This is a genomic window from Ruegeria sp. HKCCD7628 (assembly GCF_057221005.1).
Genome location: NZ_JBWVBA010000018.1, coordinates 1 through 20,944, shown reverse-complemented (window position 1 = coordinate 20,944; position 20,944 = coordinate 1). Strand labels below are relative to the sequence as shown.

At 57.2% G+C, this 20,944-nt stretch carries 21 protein-coding genes and 1 pseudogene; 11 read left to right on the top strand and 11 right to left on the bottom strand.

Annotated elements, in window-relative coordinates:
* Positions 1–124: 124 nt before the first annotated feature.
* Positions 125–1,816, bottom strand: coding sequence for an acyl-CoA dehydrogenase family protein (locus AC2TAD_RS21190; RefSeq protein WP_480870332.1), 1,692 nt, complete (start codon positions 1,814–1,816; stop codon positions 125–127).
* A 144-nt stretch (positions 1,817–1,960) separates the two neighbouring features.
* Here AC2TAD_RS21190 and AC2TAD_RS21185 point away from each other — a divergent pair, with 144 nt between their 5' ends.
* Positions 1,961–2,725 (top strand): sulfite exporter TauE/SafE family protein, encoded by a 765-nt coding sequence (locus AC2TAD_RS21185; protein WP_480870329.1) that lies wholly within the window; start codon positions 1,961–1,963, stop codon positions 2,723–2,725.
* Here AC2TAD_RS21185 and AC2TAD_RS21180 read toward each other — a convergent pair.
* From AC2TAD_RS21180 to AC2TAD_RS21170, 3 genes are all read right to left on the bottom strand, one after another.
* Positions 2,722–3,186 (bottom strand): hypothetical protein, encoded by a 465-nt coding sequence (locus tag AC2TAD_RS21180; RefSeq protein WP_247742659.1) that lies wholly within the window; start codon positions 3,184–3,186, stop codon positions 2,722–2,724. The genes AC2TAD_RS21185 and AC2TAD_RS21180 overlap by 4 nt on opposite strands.
* A 111-nt stretch (positions 3,187–3,297) precedes the next feature.
* Entirely contained in the window at positions 3,298–3,588 is a 291-nt protein-coding gene (locus AC2TAD_RS21175) for a hypothetical protein (protein ID WP_170356721.1), read from the bottom strand.
* A gap of 363 nt (positions 3,589–3,951) precedes the next feature.
* Positions 3,952–5,550: a phosphoenolpyruvate carboxykinase gene (locus AC2TAD_RS21170; RefSeq protein WP_480870325.1), complete on the bottom strand. Its 1,599-nt coding sequence runs from the start codon at positions 5,548–5,550 to the stop codon at positions 3,952–3,954.
* A 347-nt stretch (positions 5,551–5,897) separates the two neighbouring features.
* Here AC2TAD_RS21170 and AC2TAD_RS21165 point away from each other — a divergent pair, with 347 nt between their 5' ends.
* Genes AC2TAD_RS21165 through AC2TAD_RS21135 form a run of 7 tightly spaced genes read left to right on the top strand, consistent with a single transcriptional unit; the run spans position 5,898 to position 11,316 of the window.
* Positions 5,898–6,602: a response regulator transcription factor gene (locus AC2TAD_RS21165; RefSeq protein WP_170356719.1), complete on the top strand. Its 705-nt coding sequence runs from the start codon at positions 5,898–5,900 to the stop codon at positions 6,600–6,602.
* A gap of 31 nt (positions 6,603–6,633) precedes the next feature.
* On the top strand, positions 6,634–8,352 hold the full coding sequence (locus AC2TAD_RS21160) for an ATP-binding protein (RefSeq protein ID WP_170356718.1): 1,719 nt from the start codon (positions 6,634–6,636) through the stop codon (positions 8,350–8,352).
* 3 nt (positions 8,353–8,355) lie between these two features.
* On the top strand, positions 8,356–8,826 hold the full coding sequence (locus tag AC2TAD_RS21155) for an HPr kinase/phosphorylase (RefSeq protein ID WP_480870321.1): 471 nt from the start codon (positions 8,356–8,358) through the stop codon (positions 8,824–8,826).
* The gene (gene rapZ / locus AC2TAD_RS21150) at positions 8,823–9,701 is read left to right on the top strand and encodes an RNase adapter RapZ (RefSeq protein ID WP_234899570.1); all 879 of its coding nucleotides are present in this window, start codon (positions 8,823–8,825) and stop codon (positions 9,699–9,701) included. The genes AC2TAD_RS21155 and rapZ overlap by 4 nt, the downstream gene beginning before the upstream one ends.
* A complete protein-coding gene (locus AC2TAD_RS21145) occupies positions 9,698–10,105 on the top strand; it encodes a PTS sugar transporter subunit IIA (RefSeq protein WP_170356716.1) in 408 nt (135 codons plus the stop codon). Before rapZ ends, AC2TAD_RS21145 begins: the two co-directional genes overlap by 4 nt.
* 2 nt (positions 10,106–10,107) lie before the next feature.
* Positions 10,108–10,377 carry an HPr family phosphocarrier protein gene (locus tag AC2TAD_RS21140; protein WP_170356715.1) on the top strand — a complete coding sequence of 90 codons (270 nt, stop codon included), beginning with the start codon at positions 10,108–10,110 and terminating at the stop codon, positions 10,375–10,377.
* A gap of 39 nt (positions 10,378–10,416) precedes the next feature.
* Positions 10,417–11,316: a lysophospholipid acyltransferase family protein gene (locus AC2TAD_RS21135; RefSeq protein ID WP_170756054.1), complete on the top strand. Its 900-nt coding sequence runs from the start codon at positions 10,417–10,419 to the stop codon at positions 11,314–11,316.
* A gap of 74 nt (positions 11,317–11,390) precedes the next feature.
* Here the strand turns inward: AC2TAD_RS21135 and AC2TAD_RS21130 are convergent, their stop codons facing one another.
* Positions 11,391–12,266, bottom strand: coding sequence for a 3-hydroxybutyryl-CoA dehydrogenase (locus tag AC2TAD_RS21130; protein WP_170356713.1), 876 nt, complete (start codon positions 12,264–12,266; stop codon positions 11,391–11,393).
* Positions 12,267–12,518: 252 nt separating this feature from the next.
* On the opposite strand from AC2TAD_RS21130, the pseudogene AC2TAD_RS21125 reads away from it, so the two are divergent.
* A pseudogene (locus tag AC2TAD_RS21125) lies at positions 12,519–13,250 on the top strand (DUF6473 family protein); the annotation flags it as partial.
* A 62-nt stretch (positions 13,251–13,312) separates the two neighbouring features.
* Here AC2TAD_RS21125 and AC2TAD_RS21120 read toward each other — a convergent pair.
* From AC2TAD_RS21120 to AC2TAD_RS21095, 6 genes are all read right to left on the bottom strand, one after another.
* A complete protein-coding gene (locus AC2TAD_RS21120; RefSeq protein WP_170756053.1) occupies positions 13,313–14,242 on the bottom strand; it encodes an electron transfer flavoprotein subunit alpha/FixB family protein in 930 nt (309 codons plus the stop codon).
* Positions 14,242–15,000 (bottom strand): electron transfer flavoprotein subunit beta/FixA family protein, encoded by a 759-nt coding sequence (locus AC2TAD_RS21115; RefSeq protein ID WP_170356711.1) that lies wholly within the window; start codon positions 14,998–15,000, stop codon positions 14,242–14,244. The genes AC2TAD_RS21120 and AC2TAD_RS21115 overlap by 1 nt, the downstream gene beginning before the upstream one ends.
* A gap of 172 nt (positions 15,001–15,172) precedes the next feature.
* On the bottom strand, positions 15,173–15,745 hold the full coding sequence (locus AC2TAD_RS21110; protein WP_480870315.1) for a cob(I)yrinic acid a,c-diamide adenosyltransferase: 573 nt from the start codon (positions 15,743–15,745) through the stop codon (positions 15,173–15,175).
* Positions 15,746–15,949, bottom strand: coding sequence for a twin transmembrane helix small protein (locus tag AC2TAD_RS21105; protein ID WP_170356709.1), 204 nt, complete (start codon positions 15,947–15,949; stop codon positions 15,746–15,748).
* A 77-nt stretch (positions 15,950–16,026) separates the two neighbouring features.
* Positions 16,027–16,854, bottom strand: coding sequence for an SDR family oxidoreductase (locus AC2TAD_RS21100; protein WP_480870312.1), 828 nt, complete (start codon positions 16,852–16,854; stop codon positions 16,027–16,029).
* 69 nt (positions 16,855–16,923) lie between these two features.
* Positions 16,924–17,535, bottom strand: coding sequence for an SH3 domain-containing protein (locus AC2TAD_RS21095; RefSeq protein WP_234899568.1), 612 nt, complete (start codon positions 17,533–17,535; stop codon positions 16,924–16,926).
* Between the two features lie 201 nt (positions 17,536–17,736).
* On the opposite strand from AC2TAD_RS21095, the gene parC reads away from it, so the two are divergent.
* Entirely contained in the window at positions 17,737–20,085 is a 2,349-nt protein-coding gene (parC, locus tag AC2TAD_RS21090; protein ID WP_170756049.1) for a DNA topoisomerase IV subunit A, read from the top strand.
* Between the two features lie 97 nt (positions 20,086–20,182).
* Positions 20,183–20,776 (top strand): hypothetical protein, encoded by a 594-nt coding sequence (locus AC2TAD_RS21085; protein ID WP_170356706.1) that lies wholly within the window; start codon positions 20,183–20,185, stop codon positions 20,774–20,776.
* Positions 20,777–20,944 lie beyond the last annotated feature (168 nt).

The following is a 20,944-nucleotide window of genomic DNA, read 5'->3' as shown; positions in this document are numbered from 1 at the left end:
CGTATTCAAGGCATCGTGGTAGTGAGAAATTCCGGGCGTTGGCGAAACTGGGCCTATGTCATTAGCAAAAAAAGACCCGGCGCGCGCGCCGGGTCAAGTTGGGGAAACAGGGCTACCTATCAGATCAACCCAGCAAACGCCGAGCGATGACCTGTGCCTGAATTTCGGCAGCCCCTTCGAAAATGTTCAGGATGCGCGCATCACACAGAACGCGGCTGATCTTGTATTCCAGCGCAAACCCGTTGCCGCCGTGGATCTGCAGGCCATTATCCGCAGCAGCCCACGCAACCCGTGCACCCAGCAGCTTGGCCATGCCGGCTTCAAGATCGCAGCGATGTCCGTTGTCCTTTTCCCACGCGCTGAAATAGGTCAGCTGGCGCGCAATCATAATCTCGACCGCCATCATCGCCAGCTTGCCCGAGACGCGGGGAAAGTTGATCAGCGACTTGCCGAACTGCTTGCGATCCTGCGCGTATTGCATGGCGATATCCAGCGCGCTTTGCGCCACGCCGATGGCGCGGGCAGCGGTCTGAATGCGGGCAGATTCGAAGGTCTCCATCAGCTGTTTAAAGCCTTTGCCTTCTTCGCCGCCCAGCAGGTTCTCACCTTTGACCTTGAAACCGTCAAAGCCCAGTTCGTATTCTTTCATGCCGCGATAGCCCAGAACCTCGATCTCGCCGCCGGTCATGCCGGGGGTGGGGAAGGGGGCCTCGTCGGTGCCGGGAGTTTTCTCGGCCAGGAACATCGACAACCCGCGGTGGTCAGAGCTGTCGGGGTTGGTGCGGGCCAGCAGGGTCATCACATGGGTGCGGGCCGCGTGTGTGATCCAGGTCTTGTTGCCGGTGATCTCATAATCGCCGTCGGCGTTCTTGACCGCGCGGGTGCGCAAGCTGCCAAGGTCCGATCCGGTGTTGGGCTCGGTGAACACGGCGGTGGGCAGAATCTCAGCGTTCGCGAGTTTTGGCAGCCAGTTGGCCTTTTGCTCGTCCGTGCCGCCGGCGATGATCAGCTCGGCCGCGATCTCGGACCGGGTGCCCAACGAACCCACGCCAATATAGCCGCGCGACAGTTCCTCGGACACCACACACATCGAGGCTTTGGACAGGCCGAACCCGCCGAATTCTTCGGGAATGGTCAGGCCAAAGACGCCCATCTCAGCCAGTTCCTCGATGATTTCCATCGGGATCAGCTCATCTTTCAGGTGCCAATCATGGGCGTGCGGTTCGACCTTTTCGACCGCATAGCGGCGGAACTGGTCGCGGATCATTTCCAGTTCTTCGTCCAGACCGGATGCACCAAACATTGTGGCACCGGATTGATCTTCCATCAATTCTACAAGGCGGCTGCGGGCGGCTTGTGTATTGCCGCCTTGGGTCAGAGTCATCACCTCAGGGATCATCAACGCGCGCATATCATCTTGGCTGAGGCCAAGATCCTGCAGGCGAACGATTTCACCCTGATTCATTTGGATGCCGCCATAGACCTGCCACAGATATTCGCCGAACGCGATTTGATGCAGCAGCTGTTCGATTTCACCAAACTTGCCATCACGATCCAACGTCTCGGCCCAACGCTGCATCTGTTGCAGCGACTGACTGTAGGTGGCCAGCCACGCGAGGCCATGAGCGGCCGTTTGGTTGGCTTCGATCAACGCACCGGACACGCGACCCTCGACAGTCACCATCTGGCGTACAGATTCACGCGCGCGGTCGAACACAGCTTCGACTGCCGGGACTGCGGCGCGGGTCAGTGTCAGAAGGTCGGGCAAAATCGCGGATGCTGTCATCTGGGTCATATCCTGTCCGTCATGGGCCATGAATCAAGTCCTTTTCTGGGTCGATTGGTCATACCATGCTGCACGTGCAGCGCAACAAAAATACGAATTGCGTTGCGAAATAGTTCAAAAATTTCTTGCGCAGTTTTGCGATGCAGAATTTTTCAGGAGTGATATCACAGGCGCATGACCCTGTTCTCCGTTGTGTCACCGTCGGAAATTCTGTTTGCCCTTGCCGTCGCTTTTGCGGCGGGTTGGGTCAAAGGGATGGTCGGTTTTGCCATGCCCATGGTGCTTGTCTCTGGACTTAGTGTTTTCCTGTCGCCGCAACTGGCGCTGGCGGGATTGATCCTGCCTACGTTGGCCACAAATGGCGTGCAGGCATTTCGCGAAGGGGTTCCGGCCGCGATCGATGCCATACGGCAGTTTCGCGTTTTTCTGTTGGTTGGCCTCGTGTTTTTGTTAGCTGGGGCACAACTGGTCCGCTTCGTGCCCGAGACGGTGTTTCTGTTGATGATCGGCATTCCGGTCTCGGTCTTTGCTGTGATTCAGATCGCCGGGTGGAAACTGACCCTCGAAAAGACCTCGACCCGAGTTGAGGCTGCGATTGGAGCCGTAGCCGGTTTCGTGGGGGGGATGTCGGGGATATGGGGGCCTCCGACGGTCGCTTATCTGACAGCGTTGAATACGCCCAAGGATGTTCAAATGCGCGTACAGGGCGTAATCTACGGGCTTGGGGCAGGCGCATTGGTTATTGCGCATCTGGGCTCGGGTATTTTGCGGGCCGAGACAGCACCATTCTCGGCAATTCTGATCCTGCCCGCACTGCTTGGGATGTGGGTCGGCCTGCGCCTGCAGGCGCGCATCGACCAGGCGCGGTTTCGGAAACTGACTTTGATGGTGCTATTGATCGCAGGATTGAACCTTCTGCGTAAAGCGGTGATGGGTTAACTGCGGCTATCTGCGAAGCGGAAGGCGAAATACAAACCCAGCATCAGGAAGAACAGACCTGAAATATCGCCGATCAAATAGGCAATGTATTCGACGCGTGCGCTGCCAAAAGCCATATTTGTCAGACCTGCCACAAGGAATGAGGTGATCACACCGACACCCATGACACAGACCCAGCACGGTTTGCGATCAGCCCTTGGAAACAGATCCCATCCGGCCCATTTGAGCAAATAGAAGACTGCCGGTACTGTCAGAACGGCGATTGCAATAGCGGCAAGACGGCTGGGCAGGAAAACGTCGCTGCCCCCCAGCGCCGCAAAGACGATGAAAACGCCGGGAAGAAGGGCAAAAATGGCTCGCCAGCCCAATAGCCATGCAGACAATACCCTAACCCCATGGGGCAAGAACAGAAGGCTGGCCCGGCTTGGATATTCTGGAAAAAACATGTTCTGAAGGGGCATCAGAACCTCGAATGTAAGGTACGATGCCACGACATATGCCAACGAGGCAAAAAACGTTTCAGAAGCCCATTTGCGCACGACAATCAGCCATTGTCGTAGCTGTTTGGCGCGTCACCTGGGAGCATGAACGACGTACCGCCCCCGGTTTGCGCTGCCGCTTTGCGAAAGGTATCCCTTTTGCACCAGGGACTTGAGTGCACGGAAAAATGTCGGGCGCGATACGCTTTGAACCAGTGTATGTTCAATCAATCCAAAGGTGCGAACTTCCTGATCGTTTTTCGACAATTCCTCAGCTGCGTAATAGATATCGCGCTCAACCGGAGAGAGTTGTTCCAGACCTAGCGTCCGCTCCATGCTTTGCATCAATTTACGCAGTTCGGTGAGTTTCGAGATTTCTGTCATATCGTTACCTGCCTTATTCTGTGTCTTCCGCCCCTTTACGGTGACGAACTGAGGTATGCCGTTTTACGAGTTACCCGGCAAATCTCATATTGACACTCATCCCCTTTAGAATACACTAGCTATCTGATTAGGCTGCTTAAATCGCGTTTGTGAGTGTGCGCTTGAGCATCCCATAGGTCTTTTCACTTCTCACCCGACGCGAGAGCGTCGGGTTTTGTCATATTTCTGACATGCCGAGATACCTCAGATCGACACTTCGAGCAACGCAATTGCATTCACATTTTGCAATATACAACTTATGCGCGATCACGATGTAGTGAGACTCTTTAAAGAAAAGGGGGCGATTTCGCCCCCTTTTTTCGATTAACCGATTGCTACGGCTTTGATGTCTTCGTCGATGAACGGAAGGTACTGTTCAAAGTTCTCGGCGAACATCTGCACCAGTTTTTCAGCCTGCTTGTCGAAGGCCGCCTGATCATCCCAGGTGCGGCGCGGGTCCAAAAGGACTTCGGCCACGCCGGGCACCGAAACCGGTACGTCAAAGCCGAAATTGGCATCTTTGCGGAACTCGGCATCCCGCAGCGATCCGTCCAGCGCAGCTGTCAGCAGTGCACGGGTCGCGCGGATCGGCATCCGGCTGCCCACACCATAGGCGCCACCGGTCCAACCGGTGTTGACCAGCCAGCAGGTCGCGCCGTGCTGGGCGATCTTGTCGCGCAACAGGTTGCCGTACTCTTCCGGGCGACGCGGCATGAACGGCGCGCCAAAGCAGGTCGAGAAAGTGGGCTGAGGTTCGGTAATGCCGCGCTCGGTCCCGGCAACCTTGGAGGTGAAGCCCGACAGGAAGTGATACATCGCCTGCGCCGGGGTAAGCCGCGCGATCGGAGGCAGCACGCCGAACGCATCACAGGTCAGCATGATGATGTTCTTAGGGTGGCCACCCAGTGCGCTGCTGGACGCGTTCGAGATATACTCCAACGGATAGGCGCAGCGCATGTTCGCGGTCAGGGAGTCGTCCTCGAAATCCAGTTCCTTGGTTTCGGGATCGAACACCATGTTTTCGATCACAGTGCCAAATTTGGTGGTGGTCGCGTAGATTTCCGGCTCGGCCTCGGCGTTCAGGTTGATCGTCTTGGCATAACAGCCACCTTCGAAGTTAAAGGTGCCGCGATCGGACCAGCCATGCTCATCATCGCCGATCAAAGTGCGGGCCGGGTCAGCGGACAGGGTTGTCTTGCCAGTGCCGGACAGGCCAAAGAAGACGGCGGTGTCGACCGGGTTACCAACCGCATGGTTGGCCGAGCAGTGCATCGGCATCACGCCTTTTTCCGGCAGCATGTAGTTCAGCAGAGTAAAGACAGATTTCTTGTTCTCGCCTGCATACTCGGTGCCGCCGATCAGGATCATCTTGCGGTCGAAGTTCATCGCGATCACCGTCTCAGACCGGCAGCCGTGCTTAGCCGGGTCGGCCTTGAAGCTGGGGCAGTTGATGACGGTGAAATCGGCGATGAACTCGTTCAGATCTTCACGATCCGGGCGTCGCAGCAGGTGACGGATGAACAGATTGTGCCAAGCTAGTTCGGTAACCATGCGCACGTTGATCGAATAGGCCGGGTCGGCTCCGCCAACCAGATCCTGCACGAAGTAGTCGCGGCCTTTCATGTGGGCCAGCATGTCCTGATACAGCGCGTCAAAGCCCTCGGGGCTCATCTCGGCGTTGTTTTCCCACCAAATATGGTCTGCAACGCTGTCAGTGCGCACGACGTGTTTGTCCTTGGGCGAGCGGCCGGTGAACTTGCCGGTGGTAACCAAAAAGGCTCCGCCATTGCCCAGAGTGCCTTCGCCGCGCTTCAGCGCCTCTTCGATCAGCGCCGGTTCCATGAAGTTGTAATAGACATTTCCCAGACCCTCGATGCCCTGATCCTCGAGGCGGAATTGCGGGTTAACCCGTCCAGATGTCATGTGTGTCTTCTCCGTGTGGCGGCGCGTTGGCGGTTGGGCCGGATGCGCCATTGGGCAATTAGCCGGGAAAAACCGGCGGATGGCCGCGTCTTACCACGGTCATTCGGGACATGAACAGGAGGGTTTGACGCAGTTAGCGCAACCAAGCCCAAGTTTAGCGCCATCACAAATTTCCTGTCGGAAATCAAAGCGCCTTTCCGGCAACATTAACGGCTTTTTTGCTGCATCTATGTGACAACAATCGCACGATTCGCAGTTACGGATTGATTCGCGGCCTTAAAAACGCCAGAAATGCCATACTAATAAGCGATAAATTGCATGAGTGAGCAGGAATAGGGGTTAACCCGATGTCAAAGATTGCATTGGTGGATGACGACAGAAACATTCTGACGTCCGTATCCATGACTCTCGAAGCCGAAGGTTTTGAGGTTGAAACATATAATGACGGGCAGGCCGCGCTAGACGCCTTCAACAAGAAACTGCCTGACATGGCTGTGCTGGATATCAAGATGCCGCGTATGGACGGCATGGATCTGTTGCAGCGCCTGCGGCAGAAGACCCAGATGCCGGTGATTTTCCTGACCTCGAAAGATGACGAGATTGACGAGGTTCTTGGCCTTCGCATGGGCGCGGATGATTATGTGAAAAAGCCTTTCTCGCAGCGTTTGCTGGTCGAGCGTATCCGGGCATTGCTGCGCCGACAGGAAGCCACTTCAGGTGACGCGACTGTCGCCAATACTGGCGACGCTAAGGTTATGGAACGCGGAGAACTGCGGATGGATCCTCTGCGCCATGCGGTCAGCTGGAAGGGAGAAGACGTGTCCCTGACAGTGACCGAGTTCCTGTTGCTGCAGGCGTTGGCACAGCGACCAGGCTTTGTCAAAAGCCGCGATCAACTGATGGACGTGGCCTATGACGATCAGGTCTATGTGGACGATCGGACCATTGACAGCCACATCAAGCGTCTGCGCAAGAAAATGCGCGCCGCTGATTCAGAGTTTTCGGCCATCGAAACGCTCTATGGCATTGGTTACCGGTACAACGAAGAATAAGAACGCCAATCTGAAAGGGTAGTTGGGTCTCGTGCGCGATACGGAACAAGCCAGCGAATTCAAGGATGGCGATGTCGTTCTGGGGGATGATTGGGTCATTCCACAGGACGGAGAATCAGGCGAGCTGCGCGCATCGCGGCGTCGCCGAAATCTGTTCGCCTTGCGTGAGTCCCCGCTGGCGCGCAAAATCGTTACTATCAACTTGGTGGCCTTGGTTATTCTGGTAACCGGACTGTTGTACTTGGACGATTCTCGTGAGGAACAAGTTCAGCAGACTGCGCGAAATATCGTCGGAAACGCGCAACTGGTCAGCAACGTCTTTGAAACACGGTTGCGTCAAACCGGCGATCAACCGTCGCAAGATGCCAGTCAATTGGACGTTGAAGACACTTTGGCCGGTCTGAGCCTGCCGCCGGGTGGCGAAGTTTTTGTGTATGACATGTCCGGCACTCTTATCGGTTGGACGCGCGGTGAGGCTTCATCATCCACAATGGCCGTGCTGCTGCGAACTGATGCCGAGGTTCAGACAGGCAGCACGCTGATCAGCGACGCATTGAATGCGGTGTGGAACGGTCTGACCCGCGTTTTCACGAATTACGATCCCAGCACGGCACCCACTTTGGCGCAGCGGGTTCAGGCTATTGTCCCCTCAGCGCTTGATGGCGCAACACAGGTTCAGGCGGTAAAGGACGAACAACGCGAGACGGTTGTTGTTGCGGCTACGCCGATCTTGCAGGACGGAGTACCAGTCGGGGCTGTTGCGATAACGGGCCCCGCAGGCGAAATTGACGCTCTGGCGCGACGTGAGCAAGAGCGTATTCTACAGATGTTCGTGGTCGCCTTGCTTGTCTCCATCGGGTTAAGCCTTGTTTTGGCCTCGACCATTGCAAACCCATTGGCGGATTTGGCCTCTGCTGCAGAGACGGGCAGAGACCGTGGCACAGGTATGAACCCTGGCCGTATCCGTATCCCTGACCTCAGTGCGCGGCCGGATGAAATAGGGCGTCTTAGCCGGGCATTGCGAGGCATGGTCACGGCGCTTTACAACCGCATTGACGCAAATGAACAGTTCGCCGCCGATGTGTCACACGAGATCAAGAATCCTTTGGCCAGCCTGCAATCCGCAGTTGGCACCCTGCGTATGGTCAAACGCGAAGACCAGAGGGACAAACTGCTGGGTGTGATCGAGCACGATGTGCGGCGGTTGGATCGTCTGGTCAGCGATATCTCAAATGCATCGCGTCTTGATGCCGAACTGGTCAAGGAAGAAGAGCAGCCGTTCGATTTGCTCAAGCTACTGGGCAACATCGGCCAGTATTTGGGCGAGGACGCGCGCGAAAAGGGCATCGATTACATCACGGATATGCCGAGTCAACCGATCGTGATCCACGGTCTCGAAGCACGCCTTGCACAGGTCTTTGTCAACTTAATCACCAATGCGATTTCTTTCTGCGAGGACAGCGATGCGATACGTGTCTGGGTCCGCCAGCGCGAAAACCGGGTCTTGATTGTGGTTGAAGACACCGGTCCCGGCATCCCGGAACAGGCACTGACGAAGGTGTTCAAGCGCTTCTATTCCCAACGCCCGGCCGAGCATTTCGGGAACAACTCGGGCCTTGGTTTGGCGATTTCCAAGCAGATTGTCGAAGCACATGGCGGCGTTATCTGGGCCGAAAACATTCGACCGACCGAAGCGGACATCACCTCGGATCCGCTGGGCGCCCGGTTCGTCGTCGGGTTGCCCGTATAGGTCATGCCGGACACCACGCTGTCGGCCGTTGAAAATCTGGATTCTGCAGTTGTTCACGCCACCTGCGTTGCGGTCGACGGGCGCGGTATCTTGATCATTGGCGCGTCCGGTTCAGGGAAATCCGCGCTTGGGTTGCAGATGATGGCGGCGGGCGCCGGGTTGGTTGCAGACGACCGCGTCAGTCTACGCATGAAGAGCGGAGCTGTATTAGCGGATACCGCCCCCAATATTAGCGGCATAATCGAGGCCCGTGGTATTGGCCTTCTGCAAGCTGTTCCGGTCGGGCCCGTCCCACTTCGTTATGTTGTTGATCTAGATACGCCCGAGCACGCGCGCCTGCCCGAACACGCAACTGTTCTCGCCCTGAGGCAAACTGTTCCCTTGCTACGGGCAGCGGCTGCCCCCAATTTGTCAGCAGCTCTTATGCAGCTTTTGAAAATGGGGCGAGTGGGTCCAGAATGGCCGAACGCATGACACAACAACGGATAGTTCTGGTGACCGGACCTTCTGGTGCGGGGAGATCCACCGCTATTCGGGTGCTCGAAGATTTGGGTTTTGAAGCCATAGACAATTTACCGATGGGCCTATTGCTTCGCTTGCTGGAAGGACCGGCGCGCGAGCGGCCCATGGCTTTGGGGCTGGATGCAAGAAATCGGGATTTCTCGACAATTGGTTTTATCGAACTAGCCGCGAAACTGCGCCGTATGGCTGATGTCGACCTGGCCACCTTGTATCTCGATTGTAGCGATGAGGTCTTGCTACGTCGGTTCTCTGAAACGCGACGGCGCCATCCAGTCGCGGCGAATGCCAGCCCTGAAACCGGGGTGATGCAGGAAAAAGAGTTGCTGGCGCCGATCCGAGAGATTGCTGACACGCTAATTGATACCAGCCCGCTCAACGTGCACCAGCTGCGGCAAGAGGTCGAACGTTGGTTCGCGCCACAGGGAGGCCGACATCTAGCTGTATCGGTCGAGTCGTTTTCGTATAAACGCGGGTTACCCCGTGGTCTGGACATGGTATTTGATTGCCGTTTCCTCGCTAACCCATACTGGCAGCCAGACCTGCGGGGCGAAGACGGTCGAAACCCGGACGTGGCGCGCTACGTTCAATCAGACGGAAATTATGCGCCGTTTTTTGAACGCGTGGTCGATCTGCTTTTAATCCTGCTTCCGGCCTATCGTGCCGAAGGAAAAGCGCATCTGTCCGTTGCATTCGGGTGTACGGGCGGTCAGCACAGATCGGTCGCCACAGCGGAAGCGGTTGCAAAGGCTCTTGCGGAAGGGGGGCAGCAGGTGGCAATTAGGCATCGCGAAATGGAACGTCGATCGTTGAATGTGAGGCCGGATTGATCGGGATCGTACTCGTAGCACATGGTGGGTTGGCGCAGGAATATCTTGCGGCCATGCAGCATGTCGTGGGAAAGCAACCTGGCCTTGCGGCGATTTCGATCGAAGCGGACCATGACCGCGAGGCCAAGCAGGCAGAAATCTGTGCTGCCGCCGACAGCGTTGATGTTGGCGATGGCGTCGTTGTCGTGACAGATCTTTTCGGCGGCAGCCCGTCGAATCTCAGCTTGCGCGCCTGTGCACCTCATGACCGACGTATCCTTTACGGTGCAAATCTGCCTATGTTGATCAAACTGGCTAAATCCCGCCACTTGCCAATTGGCGACGCGGTGCGGCAGGCGATGGAAGCTGGGCGCAAGTATATCAATGCGCAAAACGTGACCTTTGACCAAGAGCGGACCGACTAAGAATGACCACCCGAAGCTTGAAAATAGTTAATGAAAAGGGCCTGCACGCGCGCGCCTCGGCTAAGTTGGTTGAAGTGGTCGAGGGGTTCGATGCACAGGCCGAAGTGTCAAAAGACGGGCTTTCAGCGTCAGGCGACAGTATTATGGGTCTTTTGATGTTGGCAGCGTCGCGCGGAACGACTATTGACGTCGAGACGTCCGGACCGGATGCTGAGGCGTTGGCCGACGCGTTGGAAACCCTCGTGAACGACAAGTTCGGGGAGGGGTTCTGAGCGCATCAGCCGCGATATCAAGAACGGGAAGACCAGGAATTGGCGGAAACTACGCACGAGACCAAGACAGGCCCGGTTGTCGATGGGACCGAGGACCAGGGCGAAATCTACGACCGTAGAACCCTGACCTATGCGAACTCGTTTGACGACGCCTGGACCGCGACAGCCATTCGCGCCATCGAATGGTGCACCGGTAAGCTGACCATTTTGCGTATGGTCAACAAGTTTGAGAAGAAGAACGAATACTACCGGGGCCAGCGTTTCTGGGGCGGCGCGCTTGAGGTGATGGGAATCAATCTGACCACACCGCAGGAACAGATTGCCCGTATCCCCAAAACCGGACCTGTGGTCGTCGTGGCAAATCACCCTCACGGTATGGTCGATGGCATGATTCTGGCCGAGCTTATCGGTCAGGTGCGCAACGACTATCGCATTCTGACACGCTCGGTCCTGACTGGCCTAGATGAGGCCGCGACGTCGTTTATGATTCCAGTGCCTTTCCCGCATGACCCGGAAGCGCAGGCCAAAATGCTGGAAATGCGTGGTAAGGCGATGGATCACCTTAAAAACGGAGGCGTTGTAGCTCTGTTCCCGTCAGGTGTCGTTATGTCCTCGGATGATTGGTTCGGCCCTGCGATTGAACGCGAGTGGAACGTTTTCACTGCCAAGATGATCCGGAGATCCGGCGCGCAGGTGGTGCCGATTTTCTTCCCGGGCCGCAACTCTCGCGCCTATCAGATCGCGAACAAATTATCAGCCATTATGCGCCAGGGCCTTTTGCTGCACGAGATCGTCCGGTCTTGTAACAAGCCTCAATCCCCAGTCATTGGTGAACCTATATCGGAAGATGACATGCAACTTCTGGAACGCGATCCACGCGGTTTCATGGCGTGGCTCCGAAAGCACACTTTGTCCTTGGGCGAGACACGCGGAACCTGATCCGCTGCTTCATCGGGCTAAAAATATCTCGGGGGTGAGCCCGGACAACGTCCGGGCGAGGGGGCTGGCCCCCTTCACCGGGTCGGAACGGGGAACTCACCTCGATAGTCATAAAACCCGCGCTGGGATTTGCGACCAAGCCACCCTGCCTCAACATATTTCGTGAGCAATGGGCAAGGGCGATACTTGGTGTCCGCCAAACCATCATGCAGCACGTTCATGATGGCCAAACACGTGTCCAGCCCAATAAAGTCGGCCAGTTCCAAGGGCCCCATAGGATGGTTTGCCCCTAGTTTCATCGACTGGTCGATCGACTGCACATTCCCGACCCCTTCGTACAGCGTGTAAACCGCCTCGTTGATCATTGGCATGAGAATACGGTTCACGATAAAGGCCGGAAAGTCCTCGGCGCTGGCTGCAGTTTTCCCCAGCTTGTCGACGACGGCCTTACACGCGCTGAACGTTTCTTCATCTGTGGCGATGCCGCGAATCAGTTCGACCAGTTGCATAACGGGAACCGGGTTCATGAAATGAAAACCCATGAACCTTTCGGGGCGGTCCGTACGGCTGGCCAGACGCGTGATCGATATAGACGACGTATTCGATGTCAGAATCGTATGCGGCAGAAGATGAGGTTGCAGATCCTCAAAAATCGCCTGCTTAATCGCTTCGCGTTCGGTGGCCGCCTCGATCACCAGATCGGTCTTGCCCAGTTGCGGCAATTCCAGCGTGGTTGTGATGCGTTTCAAGGCGTTCTGTACCGCCTCATCCGTTATCTTTCCGCGTGATGCCTGGCGGGCCAAATTGCCTTCAATAATGGCCATCGCAGCGTTTAACGCATCCTGGCTGACATCGTTCAGAACAACATCATAATCCGCCAAGGCCAACACATGGGCGATACCGTTGCCCATCTGACCTGCGCCAATCACTCCGACTGATTTTACATCCATATTCAGGTGCCTCTGTCCCACGGGTTACGGCGACAGTATCGGCAGATGGGGGCGGGCGGCAAGAGGATGAGACCCATCGAATTTGCTTCAAATGCGCACATTAGTAATTTCTCAAGATATGCGGCTGCAAAGTGTCTCCCGGGTGAAAAATGGGTGAGTGTAATGAGCTATTACTAAACAGGCTCGGGGGTTCCCGAGGATGCCGTCTGCCGGTATTCGGGTTCGCGGCTTTGGTTTCGTGGTCCCGAGCGATCACTGGATACGCCATATATGGCTTGCATCGGTGGGACAGAGACGTTTGGCCGTTTCGTCGAAACTCCGTTCGCGTCCGTTTTGGAAGACAAGCTTGACAGGCGGTGTTTAAACCTTGGCAGCCTGTTCTGCGGTGTCGACGCGTTGTGTCGCGATTCCGGTCTTCAGTCGTTGATGGACAAGGCTGAACTGTGCGTGTTGCAAGCGCCGGACCTACTTGGACAATCGAATCGCTTCTATCGTGTCCATCCAAGGCGGAACGATCGATTTCTGGCCGCCACGGATGATCTGATCTCACTATACCCCGATGTCGATTTTGCCGACGTGAATTTCGTGCATCACCTGATGGCGCTGTTACGCGACCATCAGGACGCACGTTTCGAAGCCGTCGCAGATGAGCTACGGCGCAATTGGTTAAAGCAGATGCGGGCCCTGCTGGAAAAACTGGACGTGCCAGTGATTCTTCTCTGTTTGCAGGTTGTTGGTCAATCGGATGGCGGGGACCCTGCCGATGAAGCAGACGTGCCATTGTCTCTTGGATTGCTGGACGCGGTTAGACCTTTTTGCGCGGCAATCGTGCGTGAGACTGTCAGCGTTTCTGGGCAATCGGACGAGCTTGAAGACATGCTATTCGGAACTTTGCAGCAGCCGATGGCTGAGTACATGATTGGGCCTGCTGCGCACAGGACCATAGCCGAGGCGCTGGCGGGTCCAATTCGGGATCTGCGCTAAGAAAAAGGCCCGCCATTTTGGCGGGCCTGTCAGATTTTTCGTCGAAAAGCCTCGGCTTAAGATCAGCCGAGTTTTTCGGTCAGTTCCGGTACGGCTTGGAACAGGTCGGCAACCAGACCGAAGTCAGCAACCTGGAAAATCGGTGCTTCTTCGTCTTTGTTGATCGCAACGATGACCTTCGAGTCCTTCATACCAGCAAGGTGCTGGATCGCGCCCGAGATGCCGACGGCAACATACAGATCAGGGGCAACAACCTTACCGGTCTGACCCACCTGCCAGTCGTTCGGAGCGTAGCCCGAGTCAACGGCGGCGCGCGACGCGCCAACGGCGGCGCCCAGCTTGTCTGCCAGGGTTTCGATCAGTTTGAAGTCCTCTTCCGAGCCGACGCCTCGGCCGCCCGAGACAACAACGCCAGCCGAGGTCAGTTCCGGACGATCGCTTTCGGCAACCTTGTCCTCGACCCACGAAGACAGACCTGGGTTGTCACCAACCGAGATCGTCTCGACCGCGGCCGAGCCGCCTTCGCCTGCAGCATCGAAGGACGCGGTACGGAAGGTGACGACTTTCTTGGCGTCGTTCGATTTCACGGTCTGGATCGCGTTGCCTGCATAAATCGGACGCTCGAAGGTCGAACCGTCAACCACGCCGGATGCATCCGAGATCACCATCGCGTCCAGCAGGGCTGCGACGCGGGGCATCACGTTCTTGGCGTCGGTGGTGGCCGGTGCGACGATGTGCTCATAGCCATCGGCCAGGCCCACGATCAGGGCTGCGGTCGATTCCGCCAAGCGGTGACCCAGTGATGCGTCTTCGGCAACCAGAACCTTGGAGACACCGTCGATCTTTGCTGCAGCCTCACCGGCAGCAGCGGCAGAACCACCTGCGGCCAGAACGGTCACGTCACCCAGCGCCTTCGCGGCGTTGACGGCTTTGGCGGTGGCGTCCAGCGCCAGTTCACCATTATTGACTTCGGCGAGAAGAAGAACAGCCATTACACAGCCCCCGCTTCTTTGAGTTTCGCAACCAGCTCGTCAACCGAGCCCACGACGATACCAGCGGCACGTGCCGGCGGCTCTTCGGTTTTGACGATTTCCAGACGAGGAGTGACGTCGACGCCGTAATCGGCAGCAGTTTTCTCGTCCAGCGGCTTTTTCTTCGCCTTCATGATGTTGGGCAGCGAAGCATAGCGCGGCTCGTTCAGGCGCAGGTCAACGGTCACGATGGTCGGCATCTTGACGCTGATGGTCTGCAGACCGCCGTCAACCTCGCGGGTGATCTTGGCGCTGTCGCCTTCGATATCCACCTCAGAGGCGAAGGTGCCTTGGCTCCAGCCCAACAGGGCCGACAACATCTGACCGGTGGCGTTCATGTCGTTGTCGATCGCCTGCTTGCCCGCCAGAACCAGACCCGGCTGCTCTTCCTCGACCACTTTGGCCAGGATCTTGGCAACGGCCAGCGGTTCGATATCGGTGTGCACGTCATCAGCCGCAACAACCAGAATTGCGCGGTCGGCACCCATGGCCAGAGCGGTGCGCAGGGTTTCCTGCGCCTGCTTGACGCCGATGGAAACAGCGACGACTTCATCCGCCTTGCCTGCTTCTTTCAGACGGATCGCCTCTTCGACGGCGATCTCGTCGAACGGGTTCATCGACATTTTGACATTGGCGAGATCAACACCGCTGCCGTCCGCTTTGACGCGAACTTTCACGTTATAGTCAATCACGCGTTTGACAGGCACGAGTACCTTCATTTTGCGCTTGCTCCTCACAAATAACGGTGAGCCGCGACGCGACTCCACCAATGCTCTCGGACGTCTGAATAACGTCTCAAGCCACACGACAACAGGGCAAAATCGTCATCTCGTGGGCTTGGGACGTCGCGTTTCATATTTTTTGACGCTACGGCGCGCTCAAGCCAACGCTTCAGCGGTTCGCGCCCGGAACCCACAGCACATCCGCCGAGCCGTTTTCGTTCGCGCAGCGGGCGGCCACGAAAAACCAGTCGCTTAGGCGATTGAGGTATTTTACCGCCACTTCGTTGACAGGTTCCATATTGGTCAGCTCAACCGCCAGACGCTCGGCCCTGCGCGAGACGGTGCGGCACACATGTAGATGGGCCGCCAGGCGTGACCCACCGGGTAGGATGAAGCTGCGCAGCGGCGCTAGCGCTTCGTTCATGGCGTCGATCTCAGCCTCAAGCCTGTCGATCTGAGAGGGTACGATGCGCAGCGGCGTGTATTCAGCCTCGGCATCCATATCCATGTCGGGGCGGCAGAAATCGGCACCCAGATCGAACAGGTCATTCTGGATGCGCGACAGCGCGGCTTCGACCTCACCATCAGCTTCGGTTCGGGCAACGCCGACAAATGAATTCAGTTCATCCACCGTGCCATACGCTGCAACTCGACCCGAATACTTGGCAACGCGTTCCCCATTGCCCAAGGCTGTTTTGCCGTCATCGCCGGTGCGTGTGTAGATTTTGTTAAGTACAACCATTTACTGACCTCCCTGTCCGCGAAGCCAGACGTAGAGCACGATCAGCACCACGGCAATGAATTGAAACAGGATGCGCAGCTGCATCATCTTGTTGCTCTTCAGCGCGGCACTTTTCCCTGCCTTGCCGAAGTTTGAAATGCCGATCACCAGCACGACGACCACCGCCGCCATCGCCAGCAATAATACGACCATCAATAGGTCCATGGGTACACCGTCCGCGTTTTTTGCATTAGCTTACCATCTAGACCCATGGCGGAGAAAAGCGAACGGGTAATTTCGCCTCAGACGTCCGAGAGGATACGGTCAATCGTACGTGTTGGCAGAATGCGGCGCAGGTAGCCTGCGATGTAAGTTGGAGTCGTAACGTAGTAGCGGGGGCGCGGTCGTTTTGCCTCGACCGCATGGGCCAGCTTGTCGGTCACGGCGGATGCGGGCAGTTCAAACCGATCTGTGCCTGAGGTTTCGTATAGCCTTTTCAACAGTGTCGCCTGATACCGCTCGCGCAGGGCTGAGTTCTGCCAGTCGATGAAACGTTCGAAGAAAGGGATCGAGTTCTCGCGGATTTTCGAGGTGATCGGGCCGGGTTCGATCAGGCTGACCTTGATGTCGGTATCCGCCAGTTCCAACCGCAATGTGTCGGTCAGGCCCTCGATCGCATATTTTGTGGCCACATAAGCTCCGCGCCAGGGGAAGGCGACCAGTCCCAGAACCGAGGAGTTCTGCACGATTCGCCCGTGGCCTTGCGCTCGCATCACTGGGATGACCTGACGGGTCAGTTCGTGCCAGCCAAAGAAATTAGCCTCGAAGATCGCGCGCAACCCGTCGGTGGGCAGATCTTCGACTGCGCCGGGTAGACCGTGTGCGCCGTTATTGAACAGTGCGTCCAACGTGCCTCCGGTGGCCTCAAGCACCTCGGCCAGACCAGCGGCGATGCTGTCGGTGTCGGTATAGTCGATGCGGGGGCTTTCAAAGCCTTGCGCGCGTAGCCTGTCACAGTCCCGCTGCTGTCGGCACGATGCAAAGACGCGCCAACCGCGAGCGCGCATGCCATGCGCTGCGTCCAGCCCGATTCCGGACGAACAGCCGGTTATTAGAATCGATTTCTGCATAGTGTCCCCGATACCAAGCCTTACCCCTAGCTAGGGCGTGATACCGGGTGGGACAATCGTTGCACTGCGTCAGTTTACGGGTTTTTCGACCAGAGATGCCGATATCCATCCGACCTGTTGCTGCGGCAACACGCGCAGGCGAAGCCAACCTGTGCCCGAGTCGCTCAGGATTTCGACTTTCTGGCCAATGCCGACCTTTGCGATGATTGGATAGATCGTGCCGGGACCGTCGCGGAGATTGACCCGTGTTCCAGAAATCTCGCGAATGTCCTTCTCGGGCTCAGTGGGGGCAATCGGTTCCGCGATCTGTTCAGGCGCTTCTGGTTCGATCTGCTGCAGGCCGCTCACTCCATCTTCAAGCGATGCGAGCGTAAAATTGGAAGTTTGATCATCAAAAACCGAAATTTCCCTGAGCGCTTCAACGCTTGCGGTTTCAGTCACAAATTCAACAACGGCCGGTTGAGGCTCAATCGGTTTGGCCCGGACGGCCGGGGTGCGGCTGGCGACATTGGTCACAAGATTTTGGGCAGGCGCAGGTGCGATCTGCACTGGCTTGGATTGGGTGGCGACACGCACAGGCTGTTCGGCACGCAGGCCGCGCGGTTCAAAGTCTGGCCCACCGCTCATGACGTAAAAACACCAGCCAAGTGCAGCGAAACTAACAACGATAAGGCGCGTCATAGCGCTTCCCCCGGGTAATCGTAAAAGGTGAAATAGGCAGCAGTCTAATGACCGAGAGCTTACCATATCTGAGGTCTCGAGTCGAAAGATCGGGGGAAATCCGTCGGTTGCCTCCCCCTGTTGCAAAAAGCGCCACTTGTCCCCAGCAAAATGCTTGCCGGTTGCTTTACCGCGGCGCGCTTGCGTCGTATCACATCATATATGAACGACACAATCGACGACCCCAACATGGAGGCCCCCGAAGGTGGGGGCGAGGTAGCCGAACCGCTGCGCCGCGCGATTGGCGAACGCTATCTGACCTATGCTTTGTCCACCATCATGCACCGGGCGCTGCCCGATGCGCGCGATGGTCTGAAGCCGGTTCACCGGCGAATCCTCTATGCAATGCGCGAGCTGCGACTCAGCGCGACAGGGGGATTCCGTAAGTCCGCCAAGATCTCGGGCGACGTGATGGGTAACTATCACCCCCACGGTGATGCCGCGATTTACGACGCGATGGCGCGTCTAGCGCAGGACTTTAACGTCCGATACCCGCTGGTCGACGGGCAGGGGAATTTCGGCAACATTGACGGCGACAATCCGGCGGCCTCGCGATACACCGAGGCGCGGATGACCATCGTGGCCGAAGCGCTGCTGGAAGGTCTGAACGAAGACGCTGTTGATTTCCGTGACAACTATGACGGGACGCTGACTGAACCGGTCGTTCTGCCCGCACAGTTCCCGAACCTGCTGGCAAACGGGGCCAGTGGTATCGCGGTGGGCATGGCGACAAATATTCCGCCGCATAATATCTCGGAGCTTTGTGACGCCTGTCTGCATCTGATCAAGACGCCAGACGCGCGGGATGACACGCTGCTGAACTATGTCCCCGGCCCGGACTTTCCGACTGGTGGCGTGATTGTCGAGCCCCCTGAGAATATCGCGCAGGCTTATCGCACCGGGCGTGGATCGTTCCGCCTGCGCTGTAAGTATGAGGTCGAGGATCTGGGGCGTGGCCAGTGGCAGATCGTTGTCACCGAGATCCCATATCAGGTTCAGAAATCCAAGCTGATCGAAAAGATCGCGGAGCTGATCCAGACCAAGAAAATCCCCATCCTCGGCGATGTCCGCGATGAATCCGCGGATGACATTCGTCTGATCCTTGAGCCGCGTTCTAAAAACGTGGACCCCGAGGTGCTGATGGGGATGCTCTACCGCAACTCGGACCTTGAGGTGCGTTTCAGCCTGAATATGAACGTGCTGATCGACGGGGTGACGCCCAAGGTCTGCTCGATGAAGGAAGTGCTGCGCGCCTTCCTTGACCACCGGCAAGAGGTGTTGTTGCGGCGTTCGCGTCACCGCATGGCTAAGATCGACCACCGGTTAGAAGTGTTGGAGGGCTTTATCGTTGCCTTCCTGAACCTCGACCGTGTGATTGACATCATCCGTTATGACGATGATCCCAAAGCTGCTTTGATGCGCGAAGATTGGGGCATCGACCACGTTCGTGCGACGGACGAATCCGACTATGTCTCGCCCAAACCAGGCGAGGGCGAACTGTCCGAGGTTCAGGTCGACGCCATCCTCAACATGCGCTTGCGCAGCCTGCGCCGTCTGGAAGAGATGGAGCTGGTCCGCGAGCGTGACGCGTTGATGGAAGAGCGCGCCAATCTCGAAGACCTGCTGGCTGATCCCGCACTGCAATGGGCCAAGATCGCCGAGCAGTTGAAAGAGACCAAGAAGACCTTTGGTAAAGATTACGAAGGCGGCGCACGCCGTACCCAGTTCGCTGAGGCTGGTCAGGTCGAGGAAGTGCCGCTTGAGGCGATGATCGACAAGGAGCCGATCACGGTCGTCTGTTCGCAGATGGGCTGGATTCGCGCCATGACCGGCCATATCGACCTCAAGCGCGAGCTGAAGTTCAAGGACGGTGACGGCCCGCGTTTCATCTTCCACGCGGAGACCACCGACCGCCTGCTGGTCTTTGCCTCAAATGGCCGGTTCTATACGGTCAGCGCCGCCAACCTGCCCGGCGGGCGGGGCATGGGCGAGCCGCTGCGCCTGATGGTCGATCTGCCGAACGAGGCGCAGATCATCGACATCCTGATCCACAAGCCGGGGCGCAAGCTGTTGGTGGCGTCGGATGCGGGCAACGGGTTCATGGTGCCCGAGGATGACGTGCTGGCGCAGACCCGCAACGGCAAGCAGGTGCTGAACGTCAAAGGTGATGAAACGGCGGTGATCTGCAAACCGGTCGCGGGCGACCACGTAGCAGTGGTGTCTCAGAACGGCAAGTTCCTGGTCTTCCCGACCGAAGAATTGCCCGAGATGACCCGCGGCAAGGGTGTGCGTTTGCAGAAATACAACATGGCGCGCGGGCGTCAGGGCACGCTGGAGCTGGATGGCGGTCTGTCCGACATCACCACTTTCAACTGGGAGGAGGGCCTGAAATGGTCCATGGGTGGCGACAAGACCCGGCACGAGGCGGATATGTCTCAATGGCTGGCCAAACGCGCCAGCGTCGGGAAAAAGCCGCCTTACGGCTTCCCGAGGGACTATAAATTCTCGTGATTTTGCGACCGCTTGCGGGGAATTCCGCCGATACGGCTTGGCACAGTCCGTATCGGTGCGCTAAATCAAAGAAAACAGGCCTATCGAGACGAGAGACATGTTGCGCATATTGACCTTGATCACCGGACTGGCCCTGCTGGGCGCGTGTACGCAGACGCAAGTGTACGAAGAGCCCGAGTCGCTCGGCGAATTCAAACTGCGCGTAAACTATGCCTTTGCCGAAAAGGCGGTTCAGGGACCGGTCTCACGCGACGCTACGCCGGACGAGTGGACGGCCGCGATCCAGAATGCGGTGGATATCCGCCTTGGCCGATACGAAGGCGCGCAGGATTATGATATCGGCATCAGCCTAGAGGGATATATGCTGGCGCCTCCGGGCATTCCGGTGATCTACAACCCACGCAGCACCGCGATTGTGCTGGTGAATGTCTATGATGTGAACAAGAAAGAATTCCTGGCCAAGGGCAAACAATTTCAGGTTCTGGAAGACACCACTGGCGGCAGCGCGCTCAAGGGCTCGGGCCATGAGCGTACCAAAGAAGAGCAGATGAGCGGTCTGGCCTTGAAGGTTGCGGACCGAGTCGAGGAATGGCTGGCCGAAGAACATCAACAGAACGGTTGGTTCAAAAGTCGCCCCGATCTGATCCAGCCGCTGGATTCCGGCGAGCTCACGCAAAATCCAGCGTCGTAAACGGCTTTTCCCTCAGGATGTGCTTGATTTTCCCCTGCGAACCAAATATCTCGCGCGCGCAGATGTAACCACGGGACCAAGGGTCCCCCAAATCGCAAAAGGGCGCCTGAGGAATGGCAAAGGAAAAGTTTGAGCGTACAAAACCGCACGTCAACATCGGCACGATTG